Origin of the sequence: Streptomyces sp. SID4985, from assembly GCF_009863025.1 — a bacterium.
In the GTDB taxonomy this organism is placed as follows: domain Bacteria; phylum Actinomycetota; class Actinomycetes; order Streptomycetales; family Streptomycetaceae; genus Streptomyces.
Window position 1 is genome coordinate 1 of sequence record NZ_WWIR01000245.1, and the last position, 11,333, is coordinate 11,333.

General features: G+C 68.7%; 7 protein-coding genes and 1 pseudogene. 2 read left to right on the forward strand and 6 right to left on the reverse strand.

All coding sequences use genetic code 11. The features are described 5' to 3' along the window. The 5 genes from GTW40_RS09965 to GTW40_RS09985 all read right to left on the reverse strand — a co-directional run. Positions 1-626 (reverse strand): ATP-binding cassette domain-containing protein (locus GTW40_RS09965; RefSeq protein WP_161179803.1); only part of this gene is annotated, 626 nt, incomplete at its 3' end. After that, positions 619-1,665 (reverse strand): ABC transporter ATP-binding protein, encoded by a 1,047-nt coding sequence (locus GTW40_RS09970; protein ID WP_161179804.1) that lies wholly within the window; start codon positions 1,663-1,665, stop codon positions 619-621. The genes GTW40_RS09965 and GTW40_RS09970, both read right to left, overlap by 8 nt. Before the next feature lie 51 nt (positions 1,666-1,716). Then, entirely contained in the window at positions 1,717-2,640 is a 924-nt protein-coding gene (locus GTW40_RS09975) for an ABC transporter permease (protein WP_161179805.1), read from the reverse strand. 33 nt (positions 2,641-2,673) lie between these two features. Beyond that, the gene (locus GTW40_RS09980) at positions 2,674-3,600 is read right to left on the reverse strand and encodes an ABC transporter permease (RefSeq protein WP_237525433.1); all 927 of its coding nucleotides are present in this window, start codon (positions 3,598-3,600) and stop codon (positions 2,674-2,676) included. Between the two features lie 181 nt (positions 3,601-3,781). Further along, the gene (locus GTW40_RS09985) at positions 3,782-5,425 is read right to left on the reverse strand and encodes an ABC transporter substrate-binding protein (protein WP_237525434.1); all 1,644 of its coding nucleotides are present in this window, start codon (positions 5,423-5,425) and stop codon (positions 3,782-3,784) included. Between the two features lie 804 nt (positions 5,426-6,229). On the opposite strand from GTW40_RS09985, the gene typA reads away from it, so the two are divergent. Beyond that, positions 6,230-8,137: a translational GTPase TypA gene (gene typA / locus GTW40_RS09990; RefSeq protein WP_161179807.1), complete on the forward strand. Its 1,908-nt coding sequence runs from the start codon at positions 6,230-6,232 to the stop codon at positions 8,135-8,137. A 72-nt stretch (positions 8,138-8,209) separates the two neighbouring features. Here the strand turns inward: typA and GTW40_RS09995 are convergent, their stop codons facing one another. After that, positions 8,210-10,423: an ABC transporter family substrate-binding protein gene (locus tag GTW40_RS09995; protein ID WP_161179808.1), complete on the reverse strand. Its 2,214-nt coding sequence runs from the start codon at positions 10,421-10,423 to the stop codon at positions 8,210-8,212. Between the two features lie 238 nt (positions 10,424-10,661). Here GTW40_RS09995 and GTW40_RS10000 point away from each other — a divergent pair. Continuing rightward, a pseudogene (locus GTW40_RS10000) lies at positions 10,662-11,333 on the forward strand (hypothetical protein); the annotation flags it as partial.

Consider the following 11,333-nt stretch of genomic DNA (forward strand, 5'->3'; position numbering starts at 1 on the left):
CGCTGGCGCTGGCCGCCGGAGAACTGGTGCGGGTACCGGTTGATGTACTCCGGGTTCAGGCCGACGACGTCCAGCAGCTCCTGCACCCGCTTGCGCCGGTCGCCCTTCGGGGCCACCTCGGGGTGGATGTCGAAGGGCTCACCGATGATGTCGCCCACCGTCATACGGGGGTTGAGCGAGGTGTACGGGTCCTGGAACACCATCTGGATGTTGCGCCGCACCGCGCGCAGCGCGCGGCCCGACAGCTTGGTGATGTCCTGGCCCTTGTAGAAGATCTCGCCGGCGGTCGCCCGCTCCAGGTTCATCAGCAGCTTGGCGACCGTGGACTTGCCACAGCCGGACTCACCGACGATGCCGAGGGTCTCGCCCTGGTAGAGGTCGAAGGAGATGCCGTCGACGGCCTTGACCGCGCCGATCTGCCGCTTGAACAGGATGCCCTGGGTGAGCGGGAAGTGCTTCACCAGGTTGCGCACCTGGAGGATCGGCTCACCCTGCTCGACGGGCGCCTCGATGGCGGCGACCGCCTCCGTCTCGGTGGCCGCGTCGACGGTCTCGACCTCGGAGACGTTCGGCGTGGCGTCGTCCTTGGGCTCGTCGTCCTTCGCGAGGTTCGTGGACTCAGCCATGGATCGTCTCCTTCCAGAAGTGGCAAGCGGAGGAGCGGCCGGGGATCTCCGTACCGTCCGGCTCGGTCACCTGCACCAGCGGCGGTACATCGGTGCGGCAGATGTCCTGCGCCACACTGCAGCGCGGGTTGAAGGCGCAGCCCGGCGGGATGGCCTGGAGGTTGGGCGGCAGGCCCTTGATGGCGTAGAGCTCCTGGCCCTTCTGGTCCAGGCGCGGGATCGACTCCAGCAGACCCTTGGTGTAGGGGTGGGCCGGGCGCTTGTACAGCTCGTGCACCGGGGCGGTCTCGACGATCCGGCCCGCGTACATCACCGCGATCTTGTCGGCGACGTCCGCCACGACACCGAGGTCGTGGGTGATGAGGATCAGGCCCATGTTGTACTCGCGCTGGAGTTCGGCGAGCAGGTCCATGACCTGGGCCTGGACGGTCACGTCGAGGGCCGTGGTCGGCTCGTCGGCGATGATCAGGTCCGGCTCCAGGGCCAGCGCCATGGCGATCATGATGCGCTGGCGCATACCGCCGGAGAACTGGTGCGGGTAGTCGTTGACCCGCTGGGCCGCGGCCGGGATGCGCACGCGGTCCATCAGCTCGATCGCCTTGGCCTTGGCCTCCTTGCGGGACAGGCCCTGGTGCGCGCGGAACATCTCGCCGAGCTGGAAGCCCACCGAGAGCACCGGGTTGAGCGAGGACAGGGCGTCCTGGAAGATCATCGCCATCTTGGCGCCGCGCAGCTTGCGCCGCTCGGCCTCCGACAGGCGCAGGATGTCCTGCCCCTGGAAGAAGATCTCGCCCTTGGCGATCCGTCCGGGCGGGCTGTCGAGGATGCCCATGATCGCCTGCGCGGTCACCGACTTGCCGGACCCGGACTCACCGAGTACGGCGAGCGTCTCGCCCGCGCTGACGCTGTAGTTGACACCGTTGACCGCCTTGGTCACGGAGTCGCGGACCTCGAACTCCACATGCAGATCGCGGACCTCCAGGAGCGGGGTGGTCCCGTCCGCCCCGGCTTCACTGGGAGCCGTCTCCAGGCTGGTCATGCCGTCACCTTCATCGTGCTTGGCCAAAGGGGTTGGATTCATGGCGGTCGGTCACCGGAGCTTCGGGTCGAGCGCGTCGCGAAGACCGTTGCCCAGCAGGATGAAGCCGAGAGCGGTGATGACGATCGCGAGGCTCGGGTAGGTCCACATGAAGTCCTTGACGCCCATGAAGTTGCGGCCCGCGGAGATCATGTTGCCCCACTCGGCGACCTCGGGGTCGACGCCGACGCCGAGGTACGACAGCGACGCCTCGGCCACGATCGCGATACCGACGTTGCTGGTGCCGTACACCAGCACGGAGGTCAGCGAGTTGGGCAGGATGTGCTTGCGGATGATCCGGCCCTGGCTCGCGCCCAGCGCCTTGGCGGCGTGGACGTAGTCCATCTCGCGCACCGAGAGGATCTGGCTGCGCAGCAGCCGGGCGAAGGTCGCCCACGAGAAGATCGCCAGCGAGAGCACGACGGGCAGCACGCCCCGGCCCATCAGCAGGATGAGGACGATGGCACCGATCAGCAGCGGGAAGGCGAAGAAGACGTCGGCGACACGCATGATCACCGTGTCGACCCAGCCGCCGTAGTAGCCGGCCAGCGCACCCATGATCACGCCGATGACGAGGGCGACGAGGATCGAGGCCAGACCCACGATCACCGCGATGCGGCTGCCGTAGATGAGGCGGGAGAGCTGGTCACGGCCGAGGGCGTCGGTGCCGAGCCAGTGGCCGGCGCCCGGGGACAGCAGGGTGCTGTTCAGGTCCTGCTTGAGCGGGTCGTGCGGGGTGAGCAGCGGCGCGAATATCGCGATCAGGATCAGGACCACGATGATGGCCAGGCCCAGCACGGCGAGCTTGTTGGCGAAGAAGCGGTGCCGGATGTCGGACCACTGGCTGACCCGGGCGACGCTCGGTTCGGCTCCCGGGGGCGCGGGAACGGGACCGGCCGCCGTCGCCTCTTCGGTCTGCGAGACGAGTTCGGTCATTGTGAGACTCCTAGAAGGGGGCGATCCCGCGGGTCAGGCGAGGCGGATACGCGGGTCGAGGGCGGCGTACAGCAGGTCGACGATCAGGTTCAGCAGGACGAAGACCGCCACGCTGATCGTCACGACTCCGACGATGATCGGGTTGTTGTTCTGCTGGATCGCCTGGATCAGCGCGAGACCGATGCCGTTCCAGTTGAAGATCGTCTCGGTGATGATCGCGCCGCCGAGCAGCGTTCCGAAGGAGATGCCCAGGTAGGTGATCACCGGAATGACCGAGTTCCGCAGGATGTGCCGCACCAGCACCGTCCGGCGCGGCAGGCCCTTGGCGATGGCCGTCTTGACGTAGTCGGCGCGCAGGACCTCCAGCATGGTGCTGCGCGCGAGCTGGGCCACGAGTGCCGCGTCGATGATGGCGAGGGTGAAGGCGGGCAGGACGATGCCCACGAAGTCGTCGCCGGCGATCAGCGGGAACCAGTCCAGCTCGATCACGAACACGCGCTGCATGATCATGCCGAGCACGATGGACGGTACGCCGATGGCCAGGGTGGTGACGAAGGTCGCCGACACGTCCCAGATGGAGTATCTGCGCATGGCGGCGAGCACACCGACCCCGATGCCGATGACGACGTCGATCACGATGGCCGCGACCGCCAGCTTGGCCGTGTTGCCGAGCTTCGGGACCAGGATCTCGGTGACTGGCCGGCCCTGTGTGTAGTCCGTGCCCAGGTCGCCGGTGACGAGCTTCCCGACATAGGTGCCGTACTGGACGACCAGCGGCTTGTCGAGCCCGTACTGCTTGTGCAGCTGGGCGATGACCGCGGGGTCACGCGCCTTGTCGCTGCCCGCGATCTGGCCCACCGGATCTCCGGGGAGCACGAACAGGCAGGCGAACAGGACCATCGTCGCGCCGAGCGTGACGATGACCAACTGGCCCAGCCTGCGGACCACATACCTTCCCATGACTGCCTCTCTGCCTCGCTGCCTCTTCCGCAGCGGCTCCCGCGCCCCGCATCACGGGCGTGGGGTGGGGTGGGAGAAGTGGATCAACTTCCCCCGACGGTCGTCGGGGGCCGTGGCGGCCGAGCGGACACTCGGACACCACGACCCCCGGTTGCCGGATTCCGCCTGCGGCGGTGACCCGTTACTTCAGGCTGATCTCGGCCAGGGTCGGGTTCTCGTGGAAGTCCATCTTCACGTTCTTGAACTTCTTGGTGTCCACGAGACGCAGCTGGGTGCGGTTCCACAGCGGGATCAGCGCCTGGTCGTCCAGCGCGACCTTCTCGGCCTGCTTGTACAGGTCGTTGCGGCCGGCCTGGTCCTGGGTGGCGCGGGCCTTGGCGAGCAGGTCGTCGAACTTCTTGTTGCTGTAGCGGCCGCGGTTGTCACCGGTGACCTTGCCGTTGGCGTCCTTGTTGATGGAGGCCGTGTCCAGCAGCGGGAACAGGAAGTTGTCCGGCGTCGGGTAGTCCGCGCCCCAGGCGAAGCGGTAGGCACCGGATGCCTTCGGCTTCTGCTGGTCGGCGAGCAGCTCGGCGAACGGCTTGCCGGTGGCCTTCACCTTGACGCCGAGCACGCTCTCGAGCTGCTGCTTGATGGCCTGGATCCACTCCTCGTGGCCGGCGCCCGTGTTGTAGCCCAGCTCGATGGTGGTGCCCGGCTTCAGGCCGCCTTCCTTGGCGAGCTGCTTGGCCTTGGCCTTGTCCTGCTTGACGCAGGAGACGCACAGGTCCTTCTGGTACACGTCCTTGAAGACCGGCGGCAGGATCGTCGTCGACTTCGTGTACATGCCCTGGAAGACGCCCTTGATGATGGCGTCGCGGTCGATCGCGTAGGAGACCGCCTCACGCGCCTTCGCGGTCTTGAGCGAACCGTTGTCGGTGATCGGGAGGAGGTAGTTCATCCCGTTCGTGTCGACGTTGAGCCACTCGCCCTGGGGGTCGTACTTGGCCTTGGCGGCCGGGAGCTGCGGGGTGGGCATCCGGGCCCAGTTGTACTGACCCGACTCGAAGCCCTGGTACTCGAGGGTCACGCCGTTGGCGGAGTTGAGGATGTCGATCTGCACCTTGGCCAGGTGCGCCTTCTTGCCGCCGAAGCTGTCGTTGCGGACCAGCGTGATCGACTTGTTGTGCTCCCAGCGGCCCTGGATCTTGAACGGGCCGTTGCCGATGGGGGCTTCGTTGAACGCCTTGTTCTTGGCGTCGCCCGCAACCTTGGGGACCGGGCTGAAGACCGTGTGCGTGGTCTTGATGTAGAACTCGAAGTCCGGGGCGGAGAGCTTGACCTGGAGGGTGTACGGGTCGGGGGCGCTCAGACCGGTCAGCGTCTTGGCCTTGCCGGACTGGACGTCCTCGAAGCCCTCGATGCCGGCCATGTGGTACGCGACGTCGGACGCGGCGGTCTTCTGCGCCACGCGGTTCCAGCCACGGATGAAGGACTCGGCGTCGACCGCCTCGCCGTTGCTGAACTTGGTACCCTTCTGGATGGTGAAGGTCCAGGTCTTGCCGTCGTCGCTGACCTTCTTCGACGTCGCCAGCGTCGGAATGACCTGGCCGTCGGCGGTCGGCTCGTAAAGACCGGTGAAGAGGTTGTCCGTGACGAGCTGGCCCTCGGACTCCTGCGAGTTGTAGGGGTCGATGGCCACCGGCTCGGTGATACCCAGCCGGAAGGTGCCGCCGTCCTGGCCCGCGCCCTTGTTGCTGCTGTCGTCACCGCCGCCGCAGGCAGTCGCGGCCAGGGCTATCACGATCGCACCCGCGACCCACTTGGCGCTGTTGGCACCGCGCATGGGTTCCTCCTCCTGAGTATTTTGTTCACCGCAAGAGAGCGCCCCGGGCATTCGCCATTCCGCAGTCGTGAAGGAATGGAGAAGACCAAGTGCCCCCGCAATGCTCGCGAGTCGGCGCCTCCCACGGCACGTGACCCGTTGACCCGAGCTCTACGCGCCTAACTATCTGCCATGCGTTCACTGGCCGACCACAGTGATTTGGTCTCGGTTCGATCACACCTGGCGTTAACTTCTTCCGAAATCCGGACAAACAGATTGCCGAAAGATCCCTGCGAAACGGACTTGTTACACGAGTATCGGTCCGTGTCGTCCGAATAGCGGACATGGGATAAGGAAATGAGTTGCGCCCGACGGTGGAGATCGATCTCGAACACCGTCCGCACTCGAACACGGCGGAACGCCGACGGGGCCGGGCCCGCGTCCGGACACCCTAGCCCCACGAACACGACCGAGCCGACGGAATCGGGCCATCACGGCAGACCCTAGGGAAAACCCTGTATGAACCCGCTACGGCTTCTCGGTGCGCCTCCCCTTCTTAATAGAGGTCCCCTTCTTCTTTATAGGGATCTCTCCAGGACCCCCTCGTCTCCGCGATCTTCACGCCGGACTTACTGGGATATGCGTCTTATGCCAGCTGGAACCCTGTTTCGGGGAGCTTGGGGGGATGCCCCTGGCCACCCGGCGCGCCCCAGCGCGCTCCGGGACGTACGATGGGGGATGGCCGTGGCGTGTCCAGCCCGGCAGGGCCCGCGCAACACAGACGTCCGCGCAGGGCATTCCTCAACTCCGGGAGTACGCCGCAATATGGCCACGCGCCACGACATCCGTAACGTCGCCATCGTCGCCCACGTCGACCATGGCAAGACCACCATCGTCGACGGCATGCTGAAGCAGGCCGGCGCGTTCGCCGCTCACCAGCTCGACTCCGTCGACGACCGCATGATGGACTCGAACGACCTGGAGCGTGAGAAGGGCATCACGATCCTCGCCAAGAACACGGCGGTGAAGTACCACCCCAAGGACGGCGGGGACCCGATCACGATCAACATCATCGACACCCCCGGTCACGCCGACTTCGGTGGCGAGGTCGAGCGTGGTCTGTCGATGGTGGACGCGGTCGTCCTGCTCGTCGACGCCTCCGAGGGTCCGCTGCCGCAGACCCGCTTCGTGCTGCGCAAGGCCCTCCAGCAGCGGCTTCCGGTCATCCTGTGCATCAACAAGACGGACCGCCCGGACTCCCGCATCGACGAGGTCGTCAACGAGACCTACGACCTCTTCCTCGACCTGGACGCGGACGAGGAGCAGATCGAGTTCCCGATCGTCTACGCCTGTGGCCGTGACGGCGTCGCCTCGCTGACCAAGCCCGAGGACGGTACGGTCCCGGCGGACTCCACCAGCCTGGAGCCGTTCTTCTCCACGATCCTGGAGCACGTCCCGGCCCCCACGTACGAGGAGGACGCGCCGCTCCAGGCCCACGTCACCAACCTCGACGCGGACAACTTCCTCGGCCGTATCGCGCTGCTCCGTGTCGAGCAGGGCGAGCTGCGCAAGGGCCAGACCGTGGCGTGGATCAAGCGCGACGGCTCGATCCAGAACGTGCGCATCACCGAGCTGATGATGACCGAGGCGCTCACCCGCAAGCCCGCCGAGGTGGCCGGCCCCGGTGACATCTGCGCCGTCGCCGGTATCCCCGAGATCATGATCGGCGAGACGCTGGCCGACCCGGAGAACCCTGTCGCGCTGCCGCTGATCACGGTCGACGAGCCCGCGATCTCCATGGTCATCGGCACCAACACCTCGCCGCTGGTCGGCCGTGGTGGCACCGGCAAGGGCGCGGACGCCAAGTCCGCCGTCAAGGACCGCAAGGTCACCGCCCGCCAGGTCAAGGACCGCCTCGACCGCGAGCTGGTCGGTAACGTCTCCCTCCGCGTCCTCGACACCGAGCGCCCGGACGCCTGGGAGGTCCAGGGCCGTGGTGAGCTGGCGCTCGCCATCCTGGTCGAGCAGATGCGCCGTGAGGGCTTCGAGCTGACCATCGGCAAGCCGCAGGTCGTCACCCAGCTCATCGACGGCAAGGTCCACGAGCCGGTCGAGCGCATGACGATCGACGTCCCCGAGGAGCACATGGGCGCGGTCACGCAGCTCATGGGTGTCCGCAAGGGCCGCATGGACAACATGTCGAACCACGGCTCCGGCTGGGTCCGCCTGGAGTTCGTCGTCCCGTCGCGCGGCCTCATCGGCTTCCGCACGGAGTTCCTGACCAACACGCGCGGCACGGGCATCGCCCACTCCATCCACGAGGGCCACGAGCCGTGGTTCGGCACCCTGCAGACCCGTAACAACGGTTCGCTGGTCGCCGACCGCTCCGGCGCCGTCACCGCGTTCGCGATGACGAACCTCCAGGAGCGCGGTGTGCTGTTCACCGACCCCGGCACCGAGGTGTACGAGGGCATGATCGTCGGCGAGAACTCGCGCTCCGACGACATGGACGTGAACATCACCAAGGAGAAGAAGCTCACGAACATGCGGTCCTCGTCGGCCGACTCGTTCGAGGCGATCGTCCCGCCGCGCAAGCTCTCCCTGGAGCAGTCCCTGGAGTTCTGCCGCGACGACGAGTGCGTCGAGGTGACCCCGGAGGCCGTGCGCATCCGCAAGGTCGTCCTCGACCAGAAGGAGCGCGGTCGCACCGCGAGCCGCGCCAAGCACGGCTGATCTTCCCCAGCACGTGACGCCGGCCGCCCCTCGCTCCATTGCGAGGGGCGGCCGGCGCCGTTTTCGGGGTGGTCAGCTCTTGGACGGGCTGGGCGAGACCTTCGCGCCCTTCTTCAGGAAGCCCATGTCCTCGTAGACCGGGGTGCGGAAGCCGAAGGCGCCCGCGTTGACCAGGTTCTTCCGGGCGCCGACGAGCTGGGGGCGCTGGTAGAGGGGGATGGAACCGGCGGTCGCCCAGATCCGGGAGTCGGCCTTGCGGAGCAGGTCGCGTGCCTGGTCCGCGTCGAGCGTGGCGGCGGCCTGGTCGAAGAGCTGGTCGACCTGGTCGGTGCCGATCCGGGTGTAGTTCTGCTCGATGTTCACCGAGCCGTCGGCGGCCGGGGCGGGCTTGGCGTAGATCGGGCGGGCGTCGGTGGCCGGGAACGCGGTGCCGGGCCAGGAGTACAGGGCGAGGTCGAAATCACCGGCCGCGACGTGGTCCTTGAAGTAGCTCGCGTCCGGGACCTTGGTGATCGTCGTGCGGATGCCGACCTTCTCCAGCATCGCGGAGATCTTCCGGGCGACGGTGTCCAGGGTCTGCGAGCCCGCGCCCGAGGGAAGCACGAAGCGCAGGTTCAGCGCCTGGCCGTCCTTGGCGAGCGGGCCGGTGACGGCGCCCGCCGGGGCCGCGGTGCCCTTCGGGGCGTAGGCCCCCGGCGCGCCGCCCTGGCCCGAGTACTGCTTGCCGTCCTGGGCGAGGTCCCGGCCGCCGTCCTCGTGGCCGTTCTTGCCGTCGGACGGCTTGCCGTCGGACTGCTTGCCGTCGGACCGCTCGCCGTCCGCCTTTCCGGGGTGCTTGTTGTCCTCGCCGACGACGTACTCGCCGTCCTTGCCGCCCTCGGACTCGTCCTCACCGGCCTTGGTGGCCTCGGCCCCGGCCGCCTTGTCGGGCTTCTTCTGCTCCTTGACCGGGCCGCCCGGCACCCAGCCCGCCTCCGAGAGCAGCGCCTGGGCCTCCTTGGTGTCCTGGCCGCCGAGGGCGTCGCTGCCGTCGGCGTAGTCCGGCTGCCCGGCGAGCGCGAGGTGGCTGCCGACCGGTACGGCGGGCAGGCCGAGCGGGGTGAGGACGACCTTGGCCAGCTCGGTACGGTCCAGGGCGCGGGCCACGGCACGGCGGACCCGCTCGTCGGCGAGGAGGCCGCTCGCGCCGTTCATGGCGAGCTGGGTGTAGGCGGGCTCCAGCGACTTGCGGACGTCGTAGGAGCGCAGTGCCTCCTGCTCGTCGAGGTACCGGGTGATGGCCTTGCGCAGCGTCTTCCGGCCCGCGTGGACCTTCTCGGACTCCAGGCCGTGGGCGAGCGCCCAGGAGCGGAGCTTCTTCGCCGAGGTCCTGCCGCCGCCCTGGAGCGGGCTGCCCGCGCCGTTGCCGCCGTTGGCGGTGCCGATCCGCTGGGCCTCGGAGGCGTCGATGTCGGCGACGTCCACGGTGCCGTCGGCGAGCGCGGTGGTGCGGTCGGTGCGGGGCACCGCGTGCAGCACGATCCGGTCCAGCTTGGCGGGCTCGCCCCACCAGCGCGGGTTGCGGGTGAGGATCACGTCCTTGGCCGCGGTGTCGACCTTGTCGACCTTGAAGGGGCCCGCGGTGGTCGTGAGCTTGCGGCGGGCGCCGTCGTTGAAGGCGTCCGGGGTGCCCATGACGTCCTTCGGGTACAGCGGGGAGAACAGCGACTTCCAGTCGGCGTAGGGGCGGGAGAAGGTGACCCGGACCTGGAGGTCGCTCGCGCCGCGCTCGATCTTCTCGATGCGGTCGTACCCGGCGTTGCGGGCGGTCCAGAAGGCGGTGTTCTTTCCGGACAGGGCGCGCCACTGGGCGACGAAGTCGGCGGCGCCGATCTCCCGGCCGTCGCTCCAGACCGCCTGCTGGTTCAGCTTGTACAGCACGACCTGGCGGGGCTCGGTCTCGATGACCTTGGCCGACTCCAGGTAGGCCGGGTTGGCCTCGGGGGCGCCGTTGGCGTCGAGGCGGAACATCGAGGGCAGGACGGCCTGGGCGACCCGGGTGGTGCCCGCGTCGGCGTCGGCCTGGTAGGCGTTCAGGGTCTCCGGCACCGCGTCCACGGCCCACTTCAGGGTGCCGCCCTCGGCGACCTGGGTGCGGGCGGCGAGGGCGATGTCCTGCGGGGCCAGGGGACGGTCGGCCTTGTCGTCGGAGCCACATCCCGACAGGAGGGGCACCGCGAGGGCGCCCGCGGTGAGGAAGGCGACCGCGCGCATGACCGCGCGCAGGCCGACGCCGTCGTGGGACATCTGTGCTACCTCCGGGAAGCCGCGGACGTGGTGATCACTTTTGGCGGTATATGGAGCTGATCAGATCTATGGACTCACTGAAAACGACCTTGTCGTTCGATCGCGGGCGACACGTCGAGGTCGTACGACAAGCCCACCCGTGCGGCGCAACCCTCCCCGGCGCCCATGCGCATCCCGCCGGAAAACACCGCGTCCCGCCCACTCGCGGCACCGCCCCGCCGCCCATACGCTCCGAAATGTGACCAGCACCCTGGGCCGCCCCCGGCACGCCACGGCGCACCTACGCCTGCGTGTGGTCCACGTCCTGACGGGCGGGACGACGGCGGCGGTCTGGCTCCTGCTCCCGGCCACGGCCCACGCGCCCGGACATCCCGTCGCGGCCGCGCCGACCGTGTCCACGACCGCCCCCGCGCGTACGGACACCGCTCCCGCCGGTGCCACCCCCGCCGGGACCACCCGTACGGCCGTCGGCTTCGGGGCGGCGGAGCAGGACGGGTCGGCCGTCGACCTCGCCCTGCCGCTGGTCGTGGCCGTCGCCGCCGTACTGGCCGCCGGGTACGGCTATGTACGCCGGACCCGCCGGGTGCGGACCCGTACGACCCCGGCGCCGGCGCCCTCGGCCCCGCCCGCGCCGGGCACCGGCGGGACCGAGCGGCAGGCGCGGGAGGCCCTGATACGCGCCGACGACTGCGTACGGGCCTCGGCGGAGGAGCTGTCGTACGTCGCGGAGGCGGAGGGCGGACCGGCACGGGAGGCGCTGCGGGCCGCCGAGGCGGAGCTGGCGGCCGCGTTCACGATCTTCGGGCGCTGGGCGGAGGGCGTCCCCGAGGACGCGCACGCCCGGCGGCAGGCCCTGGTGGGTGTGGTCGGCCGGTGCGAGGAGGCCGGGCGGCGCCTGGACGCGGAGGCG